The following is a 24,957-nucleotide window of genomic DNA, read 5'->3' on the forward strand; positions in this document are numbered from 1 at the left end:
TGATAAAATATTAGAAGGGTATTCGTGTTAAGGGTTAAATCTGTGAGGTGAAGCAATTGATGTTTACGAGGATTAAGAGCTTTATCCAGCATAATCTCCGTCATCTTGAAGGTGGTCAAATAACCAAGTGGTCGTTATATGCTGTAGCTGCAATCGTTATGTACGTAACCATGCTTTCAAATGTAATACCAGAGTCTTTAAATATTTCTTTGTATTCAAGAGCCAATCATGATATTGCTTCACCGATTACGATCGAAAATAGAAAAGCAACTGAAGAAGCACGTTCCAAAGCCGCTCAAATCGAAGGCAAATATGTTTATAGAGATGAAGTGCTGCAAGGTCAAGTAGACAATCTCAATGACTTGTTCTCAGGAATCGAGAAAGTAAAGATGACTGAAGAAGGCGATAAAACGGTCACAGAACAACTAACAGAATTAAGAACACTTTTATCATCTTCTATGGCTGAAGATATTAGCAATGATACGCTGAAACCATTATTAGAAGCAGAACGTACTCAGATCAGCTTAATTAAGGAACTTACGCTTTCTGAAGTGATGGAAGTAATGACAGATAAAGTTTCGATCGACAACCTAGAACAAGCACAAAGCGATGTTGAAACGAGCTTATCGTTAACTTCTTTGCCAAAGGATCAAAAACAAGCTATGATAACAGTTGCTCAACAGGCAATCGTTCCTAACTATTTTTTAGACCCTGAATTAACTGAGCAAAGTCGGCAGGAAGCGATTGAATCCGTTCAACCTGTTATGATTCGAGAGGGTCAGATCATCGTTCAAGAAGGTATGATCATCAATCGAGAAGTGATGGACAATCTTAGACTAGCAGGGCTGTTAGATGACGGCTTCGATCCTATCCCATATATCGGTTTAGCATTACTCGTCCTGTTGCTAACAGGCTATTTATATTATTTCGTTCAAGATATTGAAGATCGGGTGCGTACGAAAAACACGAATCTTTTAATTATTGTACTAGTGTTTTTTAGTACCTTGCTCGTATTGAAACTTTCTAGTCTACTCGGTACGGTCGAGTTTCCTGGTATTACATATATCGTACCAGCGGCTGTAGGATCTATGCTTATAAAGATGTTGTTTAATGAGCAGATTGCAATCGCTTCCAGTCTATTGTTCGCTGTATGTGCAGGTGTGTTTTTCAATGGAGAAATTACTGGACCTATGAACGCTTCACTTTCCTTTTATGTACTCATGAGTTCGTTGTCCGGTGTGTTTTTTCTCGGTAGAAGAAACCTCCGCTCGAATATTCTTAAGGCTGGTTTGCTCGTTTCATTGATAAACATTTTATCTGTGGCAATATTATTAATGTTGAAGAATGGTCAATATGGTGGTGTTGAAATCGGATACCATATGATATTCGCTTTCCTATCCGGGTTTCTATCATCTGTTCTTACATTAGGGTTGATGCCATTTTTTGAAGCTGGGTTTCGAATTGTATCGACTACCAGATTAATCGAGCTATCAAGTCCGAATCATCCTCTTTTAAGAAAAATACTCGTTGAAACGCCAGGAACGTATCATCATAGTGTCATGGTCGCAAATTTATCTGAAGCTGCTTGTGAGGCGATTGGAGCGAACGGACTTTTAGCTAGAGTTGGAGCGTATTATCACGATATTGGGAAAACGAAGAGACCTCACTTTTTTATTGAAAACCAAATGAACATGGAAAATCCACATGATAAGATTGCTCCGCAGTTGAGTAAAACAATCATAATCTCTCATGCTACGGATGGAGCAGATATGTTAAGGAAACATCGCCTTCCGAAGGAAATCGTGGATATCGCTGAACAACATCATGGTACAAGTTTGTTGAAATATTTTTATTACAAAGCACTCGAGCATACAGACCATGGAATTCCAGAATCAGATTTCCGTTACCCAGGTCCTAAAGCACAAACAAAGGAAGCTGCTGTTGTAGGAATCGCAGATTGTATTGAGGCTGCTGTAAGGTCTATGCCGAAGCCGAATCCTGACAAAATTGAGACGCTCGTTAAGAAGATCATCACAGAAAGGCTCGAAGATGGACAATTCGATGAGTGTGATCTATCACTGAGGGAGCTCGATATTGTAGCCAAAACGATACTCGAAACCTTAAACGGCATCTTTCATAGTAGAATCGAGTATCCAACAGAAATAAAAAAGAAGGTGACATCATGAGCATAGAAATAGAATTTTTTGATGAAACAGAGAAGATAACAGAGGAACATTTTAAGCTGATCAATGATTTACTTAGTTATGCAGCAGAAAAAGAAGAAGTAAAGGGTAGTGAACTGTCCATTACATTCGTTGATGCAGATAGAATTACTGAGATCAACCGAGAATACCGCGGCAAGGATTATGCTACAGATGTTATCTCATTTGCACTTGATGACGGTGAAGAAGATCCGGTTATTTTCGGTGAAGATTTCCCTCACTTACTCGGTGAAATTGTGATTTGTGTAGAGAAAATTTCAGAACAAGCAAATGAATATAACCATAGTTTCGAAAGAGAGCTAGGCTTCCTTACTGTTCATGGGTTTCTTCATCTACTAGGTTACGACCATATGACTGAAGAAGACGAAAAGGAAATGTTTGATAAACAGAAGGACATTCTGGAGCAATATGGACTTACACGATAGGAACTCAAAATCCAGGCTTACACGATTTTTGAATAGCTTCAAATACGCGTCACAAGGGTTCAACTATTTAATTCGAAATGAGCAAAACTTTCTATTTCACCTTATCGTAGGGATGATCGTACTAATCATGGGACTCATTCTAAACTTATCATTAGTGAAAATGAGTATCCTACTATGTGTAATCGGAATCATGTTAAGTATTGAAGCCCTAAATACAGGCATCGAAAGAGTGGTTGATTTGGTTACGGAAGAAGAGCATCCTATAGCTAAGGTAGCAAAAGATGTATCAGCAGCAGCAGTCTTTCTTTTTGCGATTATTTCGGTTATAATCGGATTCCTTCTATTTTTTGAACCAATCACACGTTTGTTACAGTCATAAGGAGGCTACAAAACATGGATAAAAAAATGTTGATAGAAGAGGCAAGAAAAGCAAGAGAAATGGCATATGTGCCATATTCGAAATTCAAAGTAGGAGCAGCATTACTATCAGAAGATGGTACTGTATTTGGCGGGTGTAACATTGAGAATGCTGCGTACAGTATGTGTAATTGTGCTGAACGAACCGCTCTATTTAAAGCATATTCAGAAGGTCACACGAAATATAGCGCGATTGCAGTCATTGCAGATACGAACCGACCAGTACCTCCGTGTGGAGCGTGTCGACAGGTTATCTCTGAACTATGTGACCCAGCTATGCAAGTGATCCTTACTAATCTAGATGGACAAATTCAAGAATTAACAGTCAGTGAATTGCTTCCTGGCGCATTTTCACCGGAGGACTTAAATGAGTAAAGAAGCGTTTAAATCTGGCTTTGTTTCCATAATCGGCAGGCCAAATGTTGGTAAATCGACGTTGTTGAACCACGTGATTGGCCAAAAAATCGCCATTATGAGTGATAAAGCACAAACAACACGAAACAAAGTACAAGGAGTTTATACATCGAACGATGCACAAGTTGTCTTCATCGATACTCCAGGAATCCATAAACCTAAGCATAAATTAGGCGATTTTATGATAAAAATGGCCCAGAGCTCGCTGAATGAAGTTGATCTTATCCTATTTGTGATCAACGCTGAAGAAGGATATGGAGCAGGAGATCAATACATCATCGAACGTTTACAAAACGTTGATAGTCCTGTTTTCCTAGTCATTAATAAAATTGACCAAGTTCATCCAGATGAACTATTTCCATTGATTGATTTTTATAAAGATAAATATTCATTTGCAGAAGTCGTTCCTATTTCTGCTTTGCAAGGAAACAATGTGAATACCTTACTCGAACAGGTTATTAGTTATATGGAAGAAGGTCCTCAATACTACCCGAGTGACCATGTTACAGACCATCCAGAACGGTTTATTGTTTCTGAACTTGTTAGGGAGAAAGTCCTTCATTTAACGAGAGAAGAAATTCCTCATTCCGTAACTGTTGTAACCGAACAAATGAAACAGCGAGAAGGATCAGATGTGATCGATATCCACGTAACCGTCGTTGTAGAGCGGTCTTCTCAAAAAGGTATCATCATTGGAAAACAAGGAAAGATGCTTAAAGAGATTGGAAAGAGAGCAAGAAAAGATATCGAATCGTTGTTAGGATCAAGGGTTTACATGGAAATCTGGGTAAAAGTAGTGAAGGATTGGAGAAACAAAATGACTTCACTCAGAGACTACGGCTATAAAGAAGACGATTATTAAGAAAAAATTTGTCAAATATTCCATCACATAAACCAACATAACAAAGGTCAAGCTACTTAGTAAGAGGAAAACTTTTTACAAATTGAAAGGTGGGATCTGAGATGTTGGAATTTACCTGGAAAGTGTTTTGTGAAACAGGAAACATCGATACTTATCTTCTTTTAAAGGAAATGGAATTCCTGGATACAGAAGATGCTGAGCCACTGATAGAACATGAAGAGGTGCCTCGTACACACTTGACATTGTGATGGAATTAGAGACAAGGAATGGGTTGGTGAAGCTCCTTGTTGAAAAAAGTAGAAGGTATTGTGATAAGAACGGTTGATTATGGAGAAACCAACAAAATAATTACTCTTTATACAAGAGAGACGGGTAAGGTTGGCGTCATGGCAAGAGGCGCAAAAAAACCAAAAAGCCGTCTTTCTTCCGTTTCTCAACTATTTGTATATGGACATTACTTATATCACCACACATCAGGACTTGGTGGGTTAAATCAAGGTGAACCAATCGACTCCTTCCGTTCAATACGTAATGATTTGTTTTTAACATCCTATGCAGCTTACGCTGTCGAGCTCGTTGATAAATTAACGGAAGATAACAAACCAAATCCGTACTTGTTTGAAATGCTTTATCAGGTCATGCATGCGCTAGATGAAGAGAAGGATCCAGAAGTTGTGCTGTTTATTTTCGAACTTAAAATGTTGCGTGTTGCAGGAATCAATCCTCAGCTAAGTTCTTGCGTAAATTGCGGGTTAGACAATGGGAAGTTTGAATTCTCTATACGAGAAGGCGGTTTTCTATGCCATCGTTGTTTGTCTATTGACCCTTACCATATTCCACTCAAGAAAAAGACGGCTGAACTTCTACACCTGTTTTCACACATGGATCTTGGACGACTCGGCAATATTTCTCTAAAGACAGAAACAAAGAAAGAAATCAGAGAAGTATTAAACCAGTACTTTGATGCATATTCAGGACTTTTTTTAAAATCAAAGAGATTTCTTGAGCAGTTGGATCGTTTTAAGCTTGAATAGCAAAAACCCTGGCACGTTTCCAGGGTTTTTGCTATTTAATGTTAATTTTATGCAGAAAGCTTACGGATAAAATCGAACACTTTTACGAAAAGTCATTAATAGTATATAATAATGAAAATAAAGTATAACATTTTAGTAAGGTGGTGAGCCAAATCGAACTGAATAACCGTCAAGAAACAATCCTTCAGATCGTAAAGAATGAAGGTCCAATAACGGGTGAACATATTGCTGAGAAACTTAGTCTAACACGGGCTACGCTTCGGCCAGACCTTGCCATTTTAACGATGGCTGGTTATCTTGATGCGAGGCCAAGAGTAGGGTATTTTTATACTGGTAAAACTGGTTCTCAGTTACTTACCGAAAAAGTTAAGAAGATTAAGGTAGACGATTATAAGTCGATTCCGGTTGTTGTGCAGGAAAACACGAGTGTGTATGACGCGATTTGCTCGATGTTTTTGGAAGATGTAGGAACATTATTCGTGGTTAACAAACAAGCTCACCTCGTTGGGGTCCTATCAAGAAAAGATTTGCTAAGAGCTGCTCTCGGTAAACAGGATTTACAGAGTATCCCGGTAACGATTATTATGACAAGAATGCCTAATATTACAGTTTGCTTTCAAGATGATATGCTTATTGACGTAGCGAATCGATTGATTGAAAAGCAAATTGATGCACTACCCATCGTCAAGGAAGTGTCTGAGGGTATGGAGGTAATCGGAAGGATAACGAAAACCAATATCACAAAAGCGATGGTCGACTTAGCAAAGAATGAAATTATTTAGTATAGGAGGTACATATGACAAATACAACAAATCGTGCGGTCGTTTATGTTATTTCTGACTCCGTGGGTGAGACTGCTGAGTTAGTCGTAAAAGCTGCTACAAGCCAATTTGATCCTACTGACTTTGATGTCAGAAGGGTGCCATATGTTGAAGATACTGCGACGATACAAGAAGTAATGACACTAGCAAAAGAAATGAACGCGATCGTTGCTTTTACTCTTGTTGTACCACAGCTGCGAGAGTTTCTATTAGATGTGGCAGCAAAAGAACGTGTTCAAGTGGTTGATATCATCGGACCGATGATCGACCACATCCAAGAGGCGATTGGTAAAGAGCCCCGAAACGAGCCAGGGCTAGTACATAAGCTTGATGAAGATTACTTTAGAAGAGTTGAGGCAATCGAGTTTGCAGTAAAATATGATGACGGAAGAGATCCTAGGGGAATTGGGCTAGCGGACATCGTCCTCGTCGGAGTATCTAGAACGTCTAAGACGCCCCTTTCTCAATATTTAGCGCACAAACGGCTTAAAGTTGCGAATGTTCCTATCGTCCCTGAAGTGGAGCCTCCAGAAGAATTGTTTAAAGTATCTGAAGGCAAGTGCTACGCGTTAAAAATAAGTCCAGAAAAATTAAATGATATACGAAAAGAACGTTTGAAAGCATTAGGTCTAAATGCAGAAGCAAGTTATGCAAACATGTCTCGTATTAAAGAGGAACTAGAATATTTCGATAAAGTTATCCATAAAATGAATTGTCAGGTAATTGATGTTTCCAATCGTGCAGTTGAGGAAACAGCTAATTTAATTCTAAGCTTGTACAGAGGGAAGCATTCGTCTTAATTCTATATGAAAAACATACTACCAAGAAAATGTTCTGGTAGTATGTTTTTTTGCGATAAATATCTGTTCAATTTAAATAATTTAGTATATAATCAAATATTGTCAATAAAATTTGTCTATAATCATAATAATAACTTTACCGACCGCTACACCATTGCAGAAGCGGTTAAAATTCTGAAAGTTAAAACATAAATGCTAAAAGAAGGATAACTCAGGGAGATGTAGAATAGAGAATTATGACGAAAAAGAAACTGACGCTTTTTGTCGATGCAGACGCATGTCCTGTTCCAATTAAAGAAGAGATCGTATCTTTTCAACCAGCACTTATGAATGCTGAAATTGTTTTTGTAGCTTCATATGCTCATATGAGCACAACGTTCCAAAGTGCAAGGTGGGTTATGGTAGACTCAGAAAAAGAAGAAGCAGATCTTTACATTCATCGCCATGTTACAAAGGGAGATATCGCCATTACGCAGGATTATGGACTGGCAAGTCTTCTTTTACCAAAAGGCGTTTTTATTCTGTCCCCAAGAGGGAAAACGTACACAGAAGAGAACATTTCCACTCTTCTACATACGCGGTATCTAGCTTCAAAAAGTAGACGTGCTGGCAAACATACGAAAGGACCAAGGAAGTTTACGAACGAGGATCGTGAAAACTTTCGTAAAGAATTTATTAAAATTTTGTCGAAATATGAAGGAGATTATTTCTGTTTATCGAAACTATAAAAGCCTGTTGGTGATAAATGATGAGTGGCAGAATCCCAGAAGAAAAAATTGAAGCGATTCGCCGTTCCACAGATATTGTGGATGTAGTAAGTGATTATGTCCAACTGAAGAAGCAAGGCAGAAGCTTTTTTGGACTTTGTCCATTTCATGGAGAAAGTACACCTTCTTTTTCGGTAGCTCCTGATAAACAAATCTATCATTGCTTTGGATGTGGAACAGGTGGAAATGCCTTCTCATTCCTAATGGAGATCGAAGGATACAATTTCATAGAAGCTGTTCAAATTTTAGGACAAAGAGCTGGTATCGAGCTACCTGAAATCAATAGTGATCATCAATCGAACTCCAAGGCTTCATCCGATAAAGATGTCATGTTAAAAGCACATGATTTTCTAGGTAAACTGTATAATTATTGCATGCTTAACACTTCGGAAGGGAATCAGGCTAAAGAGTACCTTGAGAAGCGTGGTTTTACAAAAGAAATGATTGAGAAATTTCAACTAGGGTATGCACCTGAATCGTGGGACTACGCTACGAATTATTTAACCAAAAGAAATTACCCTCTTTCGAAGGTCGCGGATGCAGGTCTTCTCTCAAGAAGGGAGTTTGATGGAAAATACTTTGACCGTTTTCGAAATCGAATCATGTTTCCAATTTGGGATGCGAAAGGTAGAACGGTCGCATTCGGAGGGAGAATCGTTGGAAGTGGTGAGCCAAAGTATCTTAATAGCCCAGAGACTCCTATTTTTCAAAAGGGAAAGATGCTTTATGGTTTCCATCTGTCACGTTCTTCAATTCGTATGAAAGATCAAGCAATCCTTCTCGAAGGTTATGTTGACGTGATTAGTGCTTACGGGAATGGGGTAGAAAATGTTGTAGCGAGTCTTGGTACTGCTTTAACAAAAGAACAAGCACGTTTGATTCGTAGGCAAACTGATTCAGCAATCATCTGCTACGATTCAGATAAAGCGGGTATAAGTGCAGCGTTAAGAGCAGCCGAAGAGCTTCAAGAAGCTGGCTGTTACGTAAGGATTGCCAAAATGCCTGATGGTCTTGATCCCGATGACTATATCCAGAAATACGGTGGAGATCGTTTTGAAAAGGATGTAATAGGGGCAGCGCCAACTGTAATGGCTTTTAAAATGGAGTTTTTCAGAACTGGAAAAAACCTATCGGATGAAGGAGAACGAATCCGCTATATCGAAGAAGTACTCAGAGAAATAAGCGGACTGACAAAAGCTGTTGAACGGGATCACTATCTTAGACAGCTATCACAAGAGTTCTCGCTTTCGCTTGATGCTTTAAAACAGCAAGCGGCCCAATTTTATAAGGAGAGGAAGAATAAGAAGGATAATGCCCCTCCTAAAAGGGATAATAATGCTAGGAAAAATTTCTATGTGAAGAAAAAACTTCTGCCCGCGTTTCATAATGCAGAACGTATCTTACTTGCTTACATGATGCGTGATCTGGATGTAGCTGAAAAAGTTCAGGAAGAAGTTGGCGGTTCGTTCAATATTGACGAGCATAGTGCGATTGCAGCGTATTTATATAGCTTCTATGCTGCAGGCCATGAGGCAGATATCAGTCACTTTATGGAACAGCTCACTGATTCAAACCTTGTAAAGATTGCTTCTGAGCTTGCTATGATGGATTTAAATGACGACGTGTCGGATAAAGAGTTACAAGATTACATTCGACAGGTGTTAATTTATCCAGAATGGATAAAGATAGAAGAGAAAGAAAAAGAGAAAAAAGAAGCTGAATCCAAACAAGATTTTGTACAGGCAGCAAAAATCGCTATGGAAATTCTTGAGATGAAAAAGAACCTTAAAAATTCATCTTAAGCTTACGAATAATTGATGTGTTGAGATGTATGGAAGGAGGGGATCGAATGGCTGAGAAACCTACACGCCAGCCGGCGGAAGGTGAATTAACCATCGATCAAGTAAAAGAGCAGTTAGTAGAGCTTGGAAAGAAGACAAGCTTGATTACTTACTCTACGATCGTTGAACGGTTATCGCCGTTTGAGCAAGATTCAGACCAAATGGATGAATTTTTTGAGTACTTGGAGGAACAGGGTATTGAAGTTATTGAAGACAATACAGATAACCCTTCTCCGCAAGAAGTTCAAAAAGAAGAAGAGTTCGATTTAAACGACCTGAGTGTACCACCGGGTGTTAAGATAAATGACCCAGTACGTATGTACCTTAAGGAAATCGGTCGTGTAGACTTGCTATCAGCAGATGAGGAGATCAACCTTGCTCAACGTATTGAGGAAGGCGATGAGGAAGCGAAACGTCGTCTAGCTGAAGCAAACCTTCGACTTGTGGTAAGTATCGCCAAGCGATATGTCGGAAGAGGTATGCTGTTCCTTGATTTAATTCAAGAAGGAAACATGGGACTAATCAAAGCCGTTGAAAAGTTTGACTATCGTAAGGGTTATAAATTTAGTACGTATGCAACTTGGTGGATTCGTCAGGCCATCACTCGTGCGATTGCCGATCAGGCTAGAACGATACGTATCCCGGTTCACATGGTTGAAACGATCAACAAACTGATTCGAGTACAACGTCAACTTCTACAGGATCTCGGTAGAGAACCATCCCCTGAAGAGATCGGTAAAGAAATGGAGCTTTCACCTGACAAAGTTCGCGAAATCTTAAAGATTGCTCAAGAGCCAGTATCTCTTGAGACACCGATCGGAGAAGAGGACGACTCTCATCTCGGTGACTTTATCGAAGACCAGGATGCTTTAGCGCCATCAGATGCCGCTGCTTATGAACTATTAAAAGAGCAGCTTGAAGACGTATTAGATACTCTTACTGATCGTGAAGAAAACGTACTTCGACTTCGCTTTGGACTAGACGATGGCCGAACAAGAACGTTAGAAGAAGTAGGACGCGTTTTCGGCGTTACACGTGAAAGAATTCGTCAAATTGAAGCAAAAGCGCTACGTAAGCTTCGCCATCCTAGCAGAAGTAAGCGCCTAAAGGATTTCTTAGAATAGAATAATCAGTAAAACTCTCTGGCTGTTGAACTACAGCAGGGAGTTTTTTTATTCTAGCTAAATTCTCCTAGCTAAAGATACATTTCTTGTCATTTATTTTACTGATTTTTCATTCGATTTGCAAATCCACATTTCGGTTAAAAAATTATGGAACCTTCTGTAGCAACAAAAAACCTAAGGAATTAACGAAAAATTAACATTGTATAATTATTTTATTTTTTTAAATGTTGAAAAAACAAAACATAAACGAGATAATAAAATGTAAGCGTATTCAAATAGTGTTTTAACAGGAGGTTCTTTAGCATGCATTTTGACTTAACAGAAGAACAGAAGATGATTCAAAAAATGATTCGTGAATTTGCAGATGAAGTGGTTGCTCCAGATGCAGAAAAGCGTGACAAAGAGAAAAAGTTTCCTTTAGAAATTTTTAAGCAACTGGGTGACCTTGGAATCATGGGCTTGCCGTTCCCTGAAGAGTATGGCGGTGGAGGAGCAGATACGATTAGCTTTGCGATCGTTGTAGAAGAATTAAGCCGTGCTTGCGGATCAACGGGTATCACTTATTCAGCTCATGTGTCTCTAGGTGGCGCTCCATTAAACCTTTTTGGAACTGAGGAACAAAAACAGAAGTATCTTGCACCGATCTGTTCAGGTGAATCTTTAGGAGCTTTCGGTTTAACAGAACCTAACGCAGGGTCTGATGCTGGGGGAACAGAGACAGAGGCCTATCTCGAGAATGGTGAATGGGTGATCAACGGCAGCAAATGTTATATCACCAACGCATCATATGCGAAGCATCTCGCTTTAACAGCAATCACAGATCGTAAAGATGGACAGAAGGAGATTAGTGCAATAATCTCGCCAACTGATGCTAAAGGGTTTAGAGTAATCGATAATTATGAAAAGCTCGGTCTTCATTCTTCAAACACAACAGAATTAGTTATGGAAGATGTGAGAGTGCCTGAAGAAAACCTTTTAGGAAAGCGTGGGGACGGTTTTAAGCAGTTTTTAATTACATTAGATGGTGGACGTATCGGCATCGGCGCGATGGCTGTAGGGATAGCTCAGGCGGCATACGAGAAGGCGTTGCAGTATGCGAACGAGAGAAAACAATTTGGACGTCCAATCTCTAAGTTTCAAGCGATTCAATTTAAGCTAGCTGATATGGCGATGAAGATTGAACTTGCCAGAAACATGGTACACAAAGCTGCATGGTTAAAAGACCAAGGCAAGCGATTTACAAAAGAGGCATCGATATGTAAGCTTTACGCATCTGAAATTTGTATGGAGGTCTGCGATCAAGCTGTTCAAATACACGGTGGTAATGGATACATGAGAGATTATCATGTTGAAAGGTACTTTAGAGATGCTAAGCTTCTAGAAATTGGTGAGGGAACTTCCGAGATTCAACGTACGATTATTGCTCGAGAAATTGGCTGTTAAACTGAACGAGCGCTCGGTTAGAATAAACGATAGGAGTGAGTGTATGTCGGAACTGCTTCATGAAACGATTGGTGAAATGCTTGAACGCCAAGTTGAACGTTATCACAGCAGGGAAGCTGTGGTTTATTCAAAAGAGGGATTACGCTATACGTTTAAAGAATTTAATGAGGAAGTTGACCGCACTGCCAAGGCTCTCATGAACCTTGGCGTTGAGAAAGGTGAGCATGTGGCAGTATGGGCGACAAATGTTCCGGAATGGCTTCTACTTCAATTCGCGACGGCAAAGGTTGGTGCAGTCCTTGTAACAGTCAATACAAACTACCAGAGTACCGAATTGGAGTATGTGTTAAAGCAGTCCGATGCTACGAGGCTATTCTTGATAAACGGGTTTAAAGGCACGTCCTACCCTGAAGCATTCCTTAGTCTTTTGAAACGTGACGACAAGATAGTGAATGGTAGTTGTGCAATAGGAGCACTGCCCCATCTAACAGATGTGGTATACATTGGATCTGACCGTTATGAGCAATTCAAATCTTGGCATGCTTTTGTGGACGGATATAAAAACATTCCGGAAAATCAGCTGCAAGAACGAAAAGAGAGCCTTACTCCTGATGAAGTGATCAATATGCAATATACATCTGGTACGACTGGGTTTCCGAAAGGTGTTATGCTCACGCACGCCAACATCCTGAACAATGGCTATCATATAGGACAATGCATGGAGCTTTCAGAAAAAGATCGCTTGTGCATTCCTGTTCCTTTCTTTCATTGTTTCGGCTGCGTACTAGGCACCTTAGCAGCATTCTCTTCAGGAGCATCAATTTTCCCAATAGTAGAATTTGACCCTGAACAAGTACTTGAAACGGTGGAGAAAGAAAAATGCACTGCCCTTCATGGAGTACCTACGATGTTTATATCTGAATTGAACCTTCCATCGTTTAGTAAATATGATCTGAAAACGTTAAGAACGGGAATAATGGCAGGTAGTCCATGTCCGATCGAAGTCATGAAGAAGGTCATGGATGAAATGAATATGACTGAAATTACGATTGCATATGGGCAGACAGAAGCATCTCCTGTTATTACTCAAACTAGAACGAACGATCCAGTGGATTATCGAGTGAATTCAGTTGGTAAAGCTCTACCGGAAGTGGAAGTTAAGATTGTTGATCCGGTTACAGGAAATGACGTAGGAACAAATGTAACGGGCGAACTGTGTACAAGAGGGTATCACGTCATGAAAGGCTATTACAAAATGCCTGATGAAACTCGAGAAGCCGTTGATAATGAAGGTTGGTTACATACAGGAGACCTAGCTGAAATGGACGAGGAAGGATATGTGAAAATCACAGGCCGTTTAAAAGACATGATTATCCGCGGTGGAGAAAATGTTTATCCTCGTGAAATCGAAGAGTTTTTATACACACATCCAGCCGTTCTGGATGTTCAAGTAATCGGGATACCTGATGAGAAGTATGGCGAGAAGGTCGTTGCATGTATTCAGAAAAAAGAAGGGCACGACCTAACAGAAGCCGATATTCTGGAGTATTGTCAGAATAAGATAGCGAGATATAAAACGCCAGCACATGTTTTCTTTATCGATCACTATCCGATGACGGCATCTGGGAAAATTCAAAAATATCGCCTTCGTGAGACGGCAGTGAAATGGGTAGAGCAAAACACTGGAGTATAACCCACTTGATGCACCAGCTCAATTGCTGGTGTATTTTGTTTTATGAAGAATATTTGCTATGATAGAACAAGGTTAAACAAAGATTGACAAATATGTGATTTGCCACCGTTCCCCTTTTCTTTCATAGCGTTTTCAAGTAAAATATATAATGATTTGTTTACTCTTACATATTTGGGGAAAACTACATCAGCGAATCGGTACAAGGAGGAAAAAAAATGAAAAAGAATCCGCTTATTCCATTTGCATGGACAGCAGTCATCGGATTTATTCTCATTATTGGCGTTTCTTTTTGGGCAATGCAACAGGGAGGCGAAGAAGAAGCTTCTGGAGGAAAAGAAGGACAGAAAGCTGAAGCAGCCGCTCCTGAAGAGATCTATTCTCAGAACTGTGCATCCTGTCATGGTGGAGACCTTGGAGGACAAGTTGGCCCAGCATTAAATGCAGTGGGTAGTAAATTATCCAAGGATGAAATCCTTGATATTATCAACAATGGTAAAGGCTCTGGTATGCCTGCCGGTCTAATTCAAGGAGAACAAGCAGAAGCTGTAGCCCAGTGGCTTTCTGAGAAGAAATAAGATGTGTATTGAAGCTTTCTGTGCAAACAGAAGGCTTTTCTATTTGTTAAGAGCGAAATTGGTATGAAGGTGTAAGCTGATGACTCTTAAGGGAAACATATAGTGAAAATCTAATAAGTAGTGGTGACATAATGAACGATAAACTATTATCAGAGCGTTTGAAAATGGTAGCGAGTTTTGTACCAGAGGCTAGTTCAGTTGCAGATATAGGCTCAGATCATGCATACTTGCCTTGTTATTTAATGAATCAACGAAGAATTTCCCATGCGATAGCTGGGGAAGTGAATGAAGGTCCTTTTCAATCTGCTGTTAATCAAGTGAAACGAAGTGGCTTTACAGAAACGATATCAGTAAGAAAAGGAAATGGGCTAGAAGTTTTAGAACCGCGTGAAGTAGATGTTATTACGATTGCAGGTATGGGAGGGCAACTGATTCGAAATATTCTTCTTGAGGGAATAGAAAAGTTAGAGGGTGTCTCTCGACTTATTTTGCAGCCAAATGTTGCTGCTCACCTTTTAAGAGAACGACTTGCAGATTTGGGATGGGAATTAGTAGACGAACGTATTCTCGAAGAAGATAAGAAGATCTATGAAGTTCTCGTTTTTGACCGCGGTGACGGTAACAAACCATATCAAGATTTAAGTGAGCGTGAACGTGCCAAAGCACTGCTATTCGGACCGATGCTTACTCTAGAGAGGAATCAGGCGTTCGTAAAAAAATGGAGCCATGAACTAGAGAAAAGAGAACGAATTCTACGTTCTATGGAAAACTCTGATGCTACATCTGAAAAAGAAGCGCAAGTGAAAGATGAAATCCAATTAATTAAGGAGGTCATTTCATGAGTAAACAAGCTTCAGGACAAGCGATCATCCAAGAATTCGAATCTTGGTCAAAAAAGAAATATGCGGAAGACGGTGATCCGATAGGCCTGCAGGTTGGCCGTCTTAATAAAAAGATTAATAAGGTTATGACGACGCTTGATGTACTGCCGACAGTAGTTGAAGAAGCGATTCGTGAAGAGGTAGACTTAATCATCGCCCATCATCCTATCCTCTATAAACCGCTTAAGAAAATCAACTTGGATACTGAACAAGGAAAGATGATTGAACAGCTTATCAAACATGATATTACCGTTTATGCAGCTCATACAAACTTAGATGTTGCACCAGGTGGAGTGAACGATATGCTAGCGGAAGCGCTAGGGCTAATAAATACACAAGTACTTGTAAACACGTTCAAAGAGCCTTATAAGAAAATCGCAGTTTTTGTGCCGGCAACACATGAAGCAGAAGTTCGAGAAGCCCTTGGTCAAGCGGGTGCAGGGTTTATCGGTGGGTATAGCAACTGCACATTCAGTTCTGAAGGGACTGGCAGGTTCAAACCAACGGAAGGTACGAACCCATATATAGGTGAACAGGGCAAGATCGAGTCTGTAAATGAAGTGAAGGTAGAAAGCATCTTTCCTGCTGGTGAACAGACAAAGGTTTTGAGAGCAGTTTTAAAGGCACACCCTTATGAAGAAGTAGCGTATGATATTTACCCAATCGAGAATGAAGCAAAATCATATGGCCTAGGGCGTGTTGGTTATTTGGAAGATGAAATGACTCTTGAAGCCTTTGCTCAAATGACCAAAGACCAGTTAGGTTCTAAAGGTGTGAGGATAGTAGGCGACCTTTCTTCAACGGTGAAAAAAGTTGCCGTGCTCGGCGGTGATGGCAATAAGTTTATCAGTGCAGCACGATTTAGTGGAGCGGATGTGTTTGTTTCTGGAGATATTTATTACCATGTCGCACATGATGCGATGATGGAAGGATTGCAGATCGTCGATGCAGGTCATAATATCGAGAAAATTATGATCGAAGGAGTTAGGAAGAAGCTTCAATCGTTTATGGACGATAAAAAGTATTCGACTGAAGTAATCGGATCAGCAGTAGATACGGACCCATTCAAATTTAGATAAAAAAAGATTCCGTCCATGACGGAATCTTTTTTGTTTATTTCTTTACTTTTACTTTTGGAAGAATCTTTGAAGACGGAACATTTCGTTCTCTTCCCCAAGTTTCTGGGTTCTCTGCATCGTATTGATCTAAGAAACGAATGACTTCTTTAGTAATAGGTGTCGGAGTAGATGCACCAGCAGTAACTCCTACTGTTTCAACGCCATCGAGCCACTCTAACTGTATTTCAGTTACATCAGCAATTCTGTATGCTGGTGTGCCGGCAACTTCGATAGAAACCTGTGCTAATCGATTAGAGTTGTTACTCTTTGGATCTCCGACTACAAGCAATAGGTCTGTGTCACCAGCTTGTTCAGCTACCGCTTCCTGTCGAACCTGTGTTGCGTTGCATATCTCATTATGAATAACAGCATGAGGATATTTTTCCATGGATCTTTCCATGATTTCTTGAACATCCCATTGACTCATTGTCGTTTGGTTTGTAATGATGATGCGTTCTGAGTCGATGTTAAGATCATCCACTTCTTCTGGTTTCTCGACCAGGTGAACGATATCAGGAGCGATTCCCATAGCACCTTCAGGCTCAGGGTGTCCTTTTTTACCTATATAAATGACATGATAGCCTTCTTCTTTTTTCTCACGGATTAAATCATGAGTTACTGTGACGTCAGGGCATGTAGCATCAAGTACGGTAAGCCCCTTTTCTTCAGCAAGCTCTCTTACTTGTGGAGACACACCGTGCGCAGTGAAAATAACAGTTCCTTTATCGACCTGTTTAAGAATCTCCATGCGGTTAGGACCATCGAGCGTGATGATTCCTTCATCTTCAAACGCATCTGTAACGTGTTTATTATGAACAATCATGCCGAGAATGAAAATTGGCCTTGGTAATGTTTTATCCATTGCTGCGTTGCGAGCGATGACCATAGCATCGACTACACCATAGCAGTATCCTCTAGGTGAAATTTTCTTTACGTTCATCGAGTACCTCCTCAATCCAGATGGATTGTCGTATAACCTATCTTTGGTTAATTATAAAGCAGATTGAGGCATATCTCAATGAATTGACGTTAAACGTATAGTTTTGGCTTGGATTTGCTTGTATGATTTATATTCGCTTTTGAACTGCTTTTCGTACTCTTTTTCTTAGCTTTTGGGGGTGGTGCCTTCTTAGTTACATTGCTAACTTCTTCATTCGATTCTGTTTCTTCACTAACGTCGGTTTCTTCATCTTCTGTACTAGAAGAGTTTTTATATTCTTTAAATAAAGCAATCATTTCGGGCAGTTGTTTTACCATCGGACCATATTGTTGGACCATCGGTTTGATCGTATCTGCAGCTTGCATGACCTTTTGGACATTTTGTACCATGCCCATCATGTCCATTCCGCCCTGCGAGCTTCCCTGTAATAAGTTCGTAAGCATACCACCAGCTCGTTCTGCTCCTCCAAAACCGCCGGCTTGCATACCTTGAGAAGATCCAGGAGGCAGTGGAAGTGATTGAGTTGAACCTCCGCCTAACAGTCTAGATAGGAGCCCGCCCACTCCGGATTGAGTAGGTTGAGGAACGGTAGGACCTGGTGCTCCTCCAAATCCACCGGAGAATGGAAAACCCATCCCCGAACCTAAACCACCTGGAGGGGAGGGAGGGAATTGATTCATATGTTGTCCTCCTTTCCATAAGGTGACCATTGTATATTCTGATTAATAATAAGATATGCTGATAAAATTTGAAGGTGTGGGAACTTGAGATAATGGGCATGACAGAAGTAAGAAGGTTTGTATACACCAGTAGTATGTATGGCGTATTTGTCTAATCTGGTCTATAATACAAGGTGGATTAATGGATGGAGGAAAGATAATGAAACAACTTTTTAATAGATTAGAACTTAAACCGTTTTTAATCAAATCACTCGAACAACAAAATTTCACAAGGCCAACAGAAATTCAAGAGCGTCTTATCCCTGCGATTCGTAACGGAGAGAGTGCTATAGGACAATCCCAAACAGGATCTGGAAAGACTCTTGCTTTCTTATTGCCTTTAATTCATAGGATCGATCAAACAAGTAATGAGTGTCAGGCGGTTATTACAGCACCGACACGTGAGCTTGCTAATCAAATTTATGATGAAGCAGTAAAGCTTGTGGCGACACTTCCTGAAGAAGAAGCGATTTCGATCAAACAAGCAGTTGGTGGAACAGATCGTAAACGAATGATCTCTAAGATGAAAAACACACCTCATATCGTGATCGGAACGCCAGGAAGAATTAAGGACCTCGTAGAAGAGCAGGCATTGAATGTGTATACAGCCTCGATGCTCGTTGTAGACGAAGCAGATCAAATGCTCGATATGGGCTTTATCGAAGATGTCGACTACATCGCTGCTAGGATGGCCCAGAAGCTACAGATGCTAGTATTCTCAGCTACAGTGCCACAAAGCTTACAGCCTTTCTTGAAGAAATATATGAACAACCCGAAGTTTGTTCAGGTAAATGCTGAAAAGGTGACTGCCGACAAGGTAGAGAATATTTTTGTACCTGCAAAATACCGAGAAAAGAATGATGTTCTTCTAAATATAACGAAAGCAATCAACCCTTATCTTGCGCTAGTATTTACAAATACGAAACAAACAGCGGATGAAGTAGCTGATTTCCTTATTGAAAGTGGTTACGATGTTGAAAGGCTTCATGGTGATGTACAACCTCGTCAACGTAAACAGATCATGAAGAAAATTCAACGTGCTGAATGTCAGTACGTAGTGGCTACTGATCTGGCATCACGAGGAATTGATATCAAGGGTGTCTCTCATGTTATTAACTACGAGCTACCGAAAGATTTGGATTTCTATATTCACCGAGTTGGTCGAACTGCAAGAGCAGGACTAGATGGTATCGCGTATACGCTAGCAGAACCTTCTGATCAGCAGGCGATTCAAAAATTGATCGATAAAGGAATAGACGTTATCTATAAAGAAGTGAAGAATGGGGAATGGGTTGAAACAAAACCATTAACACCAAGGAAAAAACCTACCTCTTCTAAGCCAGATGTATTCGTACCAAAGCCTAAAAAGGTCAAGCCGGGTTATAAGAAGAAGATGGAGCGCGAACGCGAGCGTCTTCAACATAAGCGCAGAAAATAACCACAAAAGCCCTCTTAACATGAGAGGGCTTTTGTTTACTTTACCTTGTAAAAGCAGCTGTGCTATCATAAAAGTTGTGTTAAGAAAGGATGAAGATATATGCTTAAGATTGGATCGCACGTCTCTATGAGTGGTGATAAGATGCTCTTAGCTGCAAGTGAAGAAGCAGCATCGTATGGAGCTACTACGTTTATGATCTATACGGGAGCTCCACAGAATACAAGAAGAAAAGCAATTGAAAAACTTAACATCGAAAAAGGAACAGCACATATGAAGGAGCACGGCATCGAAAACATCGTTGTACATGCCCCATACATTATTAATATAGGAAATACGACCAAGCCTGAAACGTTTCAACTAGGCGTAGATTTTCTTAGATCGGAAATCGAACGTACCCATGCACTTGGAGCTCGTCAAATCGTTCTACATCCTGGTGCACACGTGGGAGCGGGAGCAGAAAAAGGCATCGACAAAATTATTGAAGGGTTAAACGAAGTTCTTACTGCTGATCAAGAAGTACAAATTGCTCTTGAGACGATGGCAGGAAAAGGCTCAGAGTGTGGAAGAACGTTTGATGAACTTGCAAAAATCATCGATGGTGTCTCACATAACGAAAAGCTTTCAGTATGTTTCGATACGTGCCACACCCATGATGCTGGGTATGATATCGTTAATAATTTCGATGATGTTCTAGATGAATTCGATAAGATTGTGGGAATTGACCGTCTAAAAGTACTGCACGTTAATGATAGTAAGAATGAGCGTGGTTCTCACAAAGATCGACATGAAAACATCGGCTTCGGCCATATTGGCTTCGATGCTTTAAATAAAATCATTCATCACGAGCAGCTCAAAGACGTGCCAAAGATATTAGAGACACCTTATGTAGGGGAAGATAAGAAAAACAAAAAAGCTCCTTATAAGCTAGAAATCGAAATGCTTCGAGCACAGAAGTTCGATGATCATCTAAAAGAAAAGCTAATGACGAAGTAACAATTAAAAAAACCGCTGAAAAAGCGGTTTTTTATTACTCGTTGAGGAAGGATTTTATCAGCTTATTAACTTGTGATGCTACTCCAGGATTCACTTCACGACTAATTTTCATCAAAATTCTTTTTCTCTGAGCTTTGTTTGATATATCGATGTTTTCTTGTTTTAGTATCTGAACGATTTTCTCAGCATCTTTTCTTGAAAGCGTTAGATTATATTGCGAAGAGAGCTGAAGTAACTCATCAGTGGTGATCCTGTTAAGTTTGAAGTTAACAAGTTGAAGCTGAATTGGATTCATCACGATTCCTCCTTTGACTATCACATACTATGCATGTAGTCGTTCGAGGTGTTAACAAAATGCAAGGATGATCCATGGAATGGTATACTAATTTGTGAAATGTTTTATATAATAGTATTTACATATTTACTATGCCTAGGAGGGCACAATGCAAAAAAAACAACATCGAAAAGAAAGTAAAACGCACCTTGTCTATCGGTTGTTGATGATTTCGATAGGCGCTTTTCTTGCCGCAGCAGCAATTGAATTATTTCTAGTTCCTAACCAATTGATCGATGGTGGAATCATCGGTGTCTCGCTGATTCTAGATCACATCACTCCGTTCAATTTTGCCGTGTTGGTCATCATCTTAAATATTCCGTTCATGTATTATGGGTACAAACAGATAGGAAAGACGTTTGCTTTTTCCACTTTGTTCGGTATTATTGGACTCGCAGCATTTGAGACACTCCTCCATCATACAGAACCTTTCACAACTGAACCGATATTAGGAACAGTTTTTGGAGGACTTACACTAGGAGTAGGCGTGGGACTTGTCATCCGTCACGGCGGATCAATGGACGGCACTGAAATCTTGGGTATCTTACTTACGAAAAAAGTTCCGTTTTCTATCGGTGAATTTGTCATGTTCGTCAATATTTTCATCTTCACCTGGGCAGGATTTGTCTTCAGCTGGGAAAACGCGATGTATTCAGTAATGGCCTACTATATTGCGTTTAAAACGATCGATACCGTAATTCAGGGGTTAGATGAGACGAAAGCTGTCCTTATCGTATCGGATGCATATGAAGAAATCTCAAATGCTATTCTTGACCGATTAGGTAGAGGGACAACTAAGCTTGTTGGTAAAGGCGGATATACGGATGAAGAAAAAGAGGTCATTTACGTTGTTATTACGAGGCTCGAAGTAACGAAGTTAAAAGGTGTCATATACGATATCGATGACCATGCATTCATCACGATTATGAATACTCAAGAAACACGAGGAGCAAAGTTCAAATCTCCTATTCATTAGACTTCCTATGTGGAAGTCTTTTTTGTTATGTGAAGGGACGTGCAGAAGCACTATAGTAGAAATGTTTGAGATTAACGTGATAGGGTATAACCTTAACTGGTGCTCTCCAGAATTAAATACCAGTTGTAAAGGAGTGCAAGACTATCAATTTTTCTCAACGAAATTCCAGAACGAAAGTATCAGTTATCACTGCAGTTGTTCTTACAATCGTACTAGTACTAGTTCTCATTAATTCTCATCTACTAAAAGAACAAGTTGCTGACGCTGAAACAACAGTCGGGGTTCTAGATAAGAAATCAACATCCCAGAACGATTCAATGAAAGCTCAAACGGAGCTTTTGAAACTGGAAAAAGAAACAGGTTATTCTTTGGATGCTAGCTCAATTAGTATCGAAGAATGGAAACAAGCAAAAGAATACTCAAAGAATTTTTATGAAGACAGCGATGGAAAATTTAAAGAGAAATGGGGATTGTTCCTAGCTTTTCAAGCGATGAAGTCTGATATCGATCCAGCCATTGTTTATGAGTTATTGAAAGTGGAAACTGGTGATAAGTTCGATCCTGAACTCACAGGTCCACAAACAAAGTATGGACGAGCATATGGAATGGCACAGTTCATGAAAAACACTGCCCCATGGATAGCAGATATGGCCGGTATCGATTATTCTGAAGAAAAGCTATTTGATCCCTATTATTCCATGACGTTATCGGTCACGTATTTAGAGTACCTTTATCAAAAATATGATAATTGGGATGAAGCCCTGACGGCTTATAACCGTGGCATAGCTGGTTTGGAGACTTACGTATTAGAAAAAGGAACGCCGAAGAGCGATTATTCTGAAGAAATACAAGAAAAAGCAAGTCTCCATGAAAGTTAATACCGACATTGGAATAGCACCTGCGTTTCATTACATGAAACGAGAAAAGGACCCGACCGGGTCCTTTTCATATGGTTAGAGTGGGTCTTGCATCAATTTCCTTTGACTATCTATAGTAAGTTCATTCGGCTTTTTTGAAATATAATGATACTGCCCTTTAGCATCCTGTTGTCTGGCTTTCACATTATCTTTCCAGATGATATCAAGGGTACCCTTTACTTTTTTCTTCAATTCATTCTGATAAATTGGGAAAAGGATTTCGATTCGCTTTTCCATGTTCCTGGTCATCATGTCTGCAGATGACAAGAATGTTTTCTCTTCTCCGCCATGATGAAAATAGAAAATTCGAGTGTGTTCTAAAAACTGCCCTACGATGCTACGCACGGTAATCCTATCACTTATCCCGTCGATTCCAGGTCTTAAGCAGCAAATTCCTCTAACGATGAGATCGACTTTAACACCTGCTTGTGATGCACGATAGAACTGCATAATTAAGTCTTTATCCGTCAAAGAGTTCATCTTAGCGATAATGTGACCTTTGCCTGTGTTTTGGTGATGCTCCATTTCTTCTTCAATCAGATTGATGAACGTATTCTTTATTTCAATTGGCGCAATAGAAAAATGATACCAATCTGGTTTCGTCCGATAACCGCTTAAATAGTTAAAGAAATTGGTTGCGTCGATTCCGAGTTTTTTATCTGACGTAAGCAGTCCCATATCAGTGTAGATTTTTGCGGTTGCGTCATTGTAATTACCTGTACCAAGATGGACGAATCGTTGAATGACGTTTCGATCTTTTCTAACCACAAGAGTAATTTTACTGTGTGTTTTTAAAGACGTCATTCCATAGATTACATTAACACCTGACTTCTCAAGCTTTTTAGCCCATTGAATATTATTTTCTTCATCAAACCGCGCTTTTAATTCAACAAGTACAGTTACGAGTTTTCCGTTTTCGGATGCTTTGGCCAACTCGTTAATAATTGGTGAATAATCACTTACACGGTATAGCGTTTGTTTAATAGCTAGTACTTTTGGATCGCTAGCAGCTTGTTGAATAAACTGAACAATAGGTTCAAAAGATTCGAAAGGGTGGTGGAGTAATATGTCTTTTTGGAGTAAAGTTTGAAAAATAGGTTTGTCATTATTTAATGCACGAGGGTATTTTGGAATTACTTTATCGAATACTAGATGGTCGGAAGTTTTACTTAAGATTTTATAAAAACCGAATAGAAACGTTAGGTCGATTGGTCCGTCGACAATATAGACATCCTTATCGTGTAACTCTAGATTATCTTTTAGAAACTGGATAGACTTTTTGTCATTCCAGTCTCTTCGTACTTCAAGTCTAACTGCAGCTCCCCATTTACGCTTTTTCAATTCCTCTTCAATGACTTCTAAAAGGTCACTCGCACCTTCTTCATGAATTGAAAGATCAGCATTTCGCGTGATACGAAACTGGGAAGTGGAAATAACGCGATATCCTTCGAACAGTTTGAAGCAATTGTGACTTATCACGTCTTCAAGTAATATGAAAGATTGTTCACCTTGTTCAGAGGGCAATTTAATAAATCGTTCAAGTGCTGGAGGTATACGAACGATAGCAAGATAATGCTCTGCATCACTACTGTCTACTTTCTCTAACATAACGGCAATGTTCAATGCCTTGTTAGGGATTACAGGAAATGGTCGGTAAGCATCTATTGCCATCGGTGTTAAACTAGGGTAGATTTGGGATTCGAAATGTTCGTCCAAAAAGGTTAAATGCTCTTGAGAAAGCTCGTGTATTTTACGTAAACGAATCTTTTCTTTTTCAAGTTGTGGTAGTATCACATGGGAAAACGTCTCATATTGACGGTTGACTAATTCGTGATTGATTCGGAAAATTTCAGCAAGCTGCTCTTTAGGTGTAAGGCCAGCTTTGTTTTCTGGTTTGTCAAATCCGGCTGCTACCTGATCCTTAAGTCCTGCAACTCTTACCATGAAAAATTCGTCCGAATTCGAGCTGAAGATAGCAAGAAACTTAAGTCGTTCTAGCAAGGGGTTTCTTGGATCAATTGCTTCTTCAAGCACCCGTTCATTGAATCCAAGCCAGCTCAGTTCTCTATTATTGTAATAAGTAGAAGCGCTGATATCCAATTCTTCTGTGGTGTAATGGTGTTGGTTCATTGATTTACCTACCTGCCTTTTTGTCGACTTGACTAAAGTGTAACAGAGAACTTTTTACTATTGTTATCACGAA

General features: G+C 39.7%; 25 protein-coding genes. 21 read left to right on the forward strand and 4 right to left on the reverse strand.

Annotation, left to right across the window (positions count from 1 at the left end; genetic code table 11):
- Positions 1-59 precede the first annotated feature (59 nt).
- The 17 genes from ACXAEY_RS07235 to ACXAEY_RS07315 all read left to right on the forward strand — a co-directional run bounded on the left by ACXAEY_RS07235 (position 60) and on the right by ACXAEY_RS07315 (position 16,398).
- Positions 60-2,186 (forward strand): HD family phosphohydrolase, encoded by a 2,127-nt coding sequence (locus ACXAEY_RS07235; RefSeq protein WP_474811058.1) that lies wholly within the window; start codon positions 60-62, stop codon positions 2,184-2,186.
- Positions 2,183-2,647: an rRNA maturation RNase YbeY gene (gene ybeY / locus ACXAEY_RS07240; protein WP_474811060.1), complete on the forward strand. Its 465-nt coding sequence runs from the start codon at positions 2,183-2,185 to the stop codon at positions 2,645-2,647. The genes ACXAEY_RS07235 and ybeY overlap by 4 nt, the downstream gene beginning before the upstream one ends.
- A gap of 28 nt (positions 2,648-2,675) precedes the next feature.
- Positions 2,676-3,026: a diacylglycerol kinase family protein gene (locus ACXAEY_RS07245; protein WP_270179326.1), complete on the forward strand. Its 351-nt coding sequence runs from the start codon at positions 2,676-2,678 to the stop codon at positions 3,024-3,026.
- A 14-nt stretch (positions 3,027-3,040) separates the two neighbouring features.
- The gene (locus ACXAEY_RS07250) at positions 3,041-3,439 is read left to right on the forward strand and encodes a cytidine deaminase (protein ID WP_474811062.1); all 399 of its coding nucleotides are present in this window, start codon (positions 3,041-3,043) and stop codon (positions 3,437-3,439) included.
- Positions 3,432-4,340, forward strand: a complete 909-nt coding sequence (gene era / locus ACXAEY_RS07255) for a GTPase Era (protein ID WP_270179324.1) — start codon at positions 3,432-3,434, stop codon at positions 4,338-4,340. The genes ACXAEY_RS07250 and era overlap by 8 nt, the downstream gene beginning before the upstream one ends.
- Positions 4,341-4,441: 101 nt before the next feature.
- A complete protein-coding gene (locus ACXAEY_RS07260) occupies positions 4,442-4,588 on the forward strand; it encodes a YqzL family protein (protein ID WP_474811065.1) in 147 nt (48 codons plus the stop codon).
- Positions 4,589-4,624: 36 nt separating this feature from the next.
- Positions 4,625-5,374, forward strand: coding sequence for a DNA repair protein RecO (gene recO, locus ACXAEY_RS07265; RefSeq protein ID WP_270179322.1), 750 nt, complete (start codon positions 4,625-4,627; stop codon positions 5,372-5,374).
- A 140-nt stretch (positions 5,375-5,514) separates the two neighbouring features.
- Positions 5,515-6,156: a transcriptional regulator CcpN gene (gene ccpN, locus ACXAEY_RS07270; protein WP_270179321.1), complete on the forward strand. Its 642-nt coding sequence runs from the start codon at positions 5,515-5,517 to the stop codon at positions 6,154-6,156.
- Between the two features lie 14 nt (positions 6,157-6,170).
- Positions 6,171-6,995: a pyruvate, water dikinase regulatory protein gene (locus ACXAEY_RS07275; RefSeq protein ID WP_270179320.1), complete on the forward strand. Its 825-nt coding sequence runs from the start codon at positions 6,171-6,173 to the stop codon at positions 6,993-6,995.
- 236 nt (positions 6,996-7,231) lie between these two features.
- Positions 7,232-7,723, forward strand: a complete 492-nt coding sequence (locus tag ACXAEY_RS07280; protein WP_270179319.1) for a YaiI/YqxD family protein — start codon at positions 7,232-7,234, stop codon at positions 7,721-7,723.
- Between the two features lie 20 nt (positions 7,724-7,743).
- On the forward strand, positions 7,744-9,564 hold the full coding sequence (gene dnaG / locus ACXAEY_RS07285; RefSeq protein WP_474811068.1) for a DNA primase: 1,821 nt from the start codon (positions 7,744-7,746) through the stop codon (positions 9,562-9,564).
- Between the two features lie 47 nt (positions 9,565-9,611).
- Entirely contained in the window at positions 9,612-10,727 is a 1,116-nt protein-coding gene (gene rpoD, locus ACXAEY_RS07290; RefSeq protein ID WP_270179317.1) for an RNA polymerase sigma factor RpoD, read from the forward strand.
- A 303-nt stretch (positions 10,728-11,030) separates the two neighbouring features.
- On the forward strand, positions 11,031-12,170 hold the full coding sequence (locus ACXAEY_RS07295; protein WP_270179316.1) for an acyl-CoA dehydrogenase family protein: 1,140 nt from the start codon (positions 11,031-11,033) through the stop codon (positions 12,168-12,170).
- A 43-nt stretch (positions 12,171-12,213) separates the two neighbouring features.
- Positions 12,214-13,863, forward strand: coding sequence for an AMP-binding protein (locus ACXAEY_RS07300; RefSeq protein ID WP_474811071.1), 1,650 nt, complete (start codon positions 12,214-12,216; stop codon positions 13,861-13,863).
- Between the two features lie 215 nt (positions 13,864-14,078).
- Complete coding sequence (gene cccA, locus ACXAEY_RS07305) at positions 14,079-14,438, forward strand: cytochrome c550 (protein ID WP_270179314.1); 360 nt, start codon at positions 14,079-14,081, stop codon at positions 14,436-14,438.
- 131 nt (positions 14,439-14,569) lie between these two features.
- On the forward strand, positions 14,570-15,280 hold the full coding sequence (locus tag ACXAEY_RS07310; protein ID WP_474811072.1) for a tRNA (adenine(22)-N(1))-methyltransferase: 711 nt from the start codon (positions 14,570-14,572) through the stop codon (positions 15,278-15,280).
- On the forward strand, positions 15,277-16,398 hold the full coding sequence (locus tag ACXAEY_RS07315) for a Nif3-like dinuclear metal center hexameric protein (RefSeq protein ID WP_474811074.1): 1,122 nt from the start codon (positions 15,277-15,279) through the stop codon (positions 16,396-16,398). Before ACXAEY_RS07310 ends, ACXAEY_RS07315 begins: the two co-directional genes overlap by 4 nt.
- Before the next feature lie 34 nt (positions 16,399-16,432).
- On the opposite strand, the gene ACXAEY_RS07320 is transcribed toward ACXAEY_RS07315, so the two are convergent.
- A complete protein-coding gene (locus tag ACXAEY_RS07320) occupies positions 16,433-17,377 on the reverse strand; it encodes a 4-hydroxy-3-methylbut-2-enyl diphosphate reductase (RefSeq protein WP_270179311.1) in 945 nt (314 codons plus the stop codon).
- Between the two features lie 89 nt (positions 17,378-17,466).
- The gene (gene vrrA / locus ACXAEY_RS07325) at positions 17,467-18,057 is read right to left on the reverse strand and encodes a VrrA/YqfQ family protein (RefSeq protein WP_474811077.1); all 591 of its coding nucleotides are present in this window, start codon (positions 18,055-18,057) and stop codon (positions 17,467-17,469) included.
- Between the two features lie 199 nt (positions 18,058-18,256).
- Here vrrA and ACXAEY_RS07330 point away from each other — a divergent pair, with 199 nt between their 5' ends.
- A complete protein-coding gene (locus tag ACXAEY_RS07330; protein ID WP_474811079.1) occupies positions 18,257-19,534 on the forward strand; it encodes a DEAD/DEAH box helicase in 1,278 nt (425 codons plus the stop codon).
- 99 nt (positions 19,535-19,633) lie between these two features.
- Complete coding sequence (locus tag ACXAEY_RS07335) at positions 19,634-20,527, forward strand: deoxyribonuclease IV (protein ID WP_474811080.1); 894 nt, start codon at positions 19,634-19,636, stop codon at positions 20,525-20,527.
- Positions 20,528-20,561: 34 nt separating this feature from the next.
- Here ACXAEY_RS07335 and ACXAEY_RS07340 read toward each other — a convergent pair whose 3' ends face one another.
- Positions 20,562-20,822, reverse strand: a complete 261-nt coding sequence (locus ACXAEY_RS07340; RefSeq protein WP_270179307.1) for a DUF2624 family protein — start codon at positions 20,820-20,822, stop codon at positions 20,562-20,564.
- 148 nt (positions 20,823-20,970) lie between these two features.
- Between ACXAEY_RS07340 and ACXAEY_RS07345 the strand changes: the two genes are divergently transcribed.
- Both ACXAEY_RS07345 and ACXAEY_RS07350 read left to right on the forward strand, forming a co-directional pair.
- Positions 20,971-21,837: a YitT family protein gene (locus ACXAEY_RS07345; protein WP_270179306.1), complete on the forward strand. Its 867-nt coding sequence runs from the start codon at positions 20,971-20,973 to the stop codon at positions 21,835-21,837.
- A 317-nt stretch (positions 21,838-22,154) separates the two neighbouring features.
- Entirely contained in the window at positions 22,155-22,715 is a 561-nt protein-coding gene (locus ACXAEY_RS07350) for a transglycosylase SLT domain-containing protein (RefSeq protein WP_474811083.1), read from the forward strand.
- A gap of 75 nt (positions 22,716-22,790) precedes the next feature.
- Here the strand turns inward: ACXAEY_RS07350 and ACXAEY_RS07355 are convergent, their stop codons facing one another.
- Positions 22,791-24,884, reverse strand: coding sequence for an RNA degradosome polyphosphate kinase (locus ACXAEY_RS07355; RefSeq protein WP_474811085.1), 2,094 nt, complete (start codon positions 24,882-24,884; stop codon positions 22,791-22,793).
- Between the last annotated feature and the right edge of the window lie 73 nt (positions 24,885-24,957).

Source organism: Anaerobacillus sp. ABA4_114, assembly GCF_056159065.1.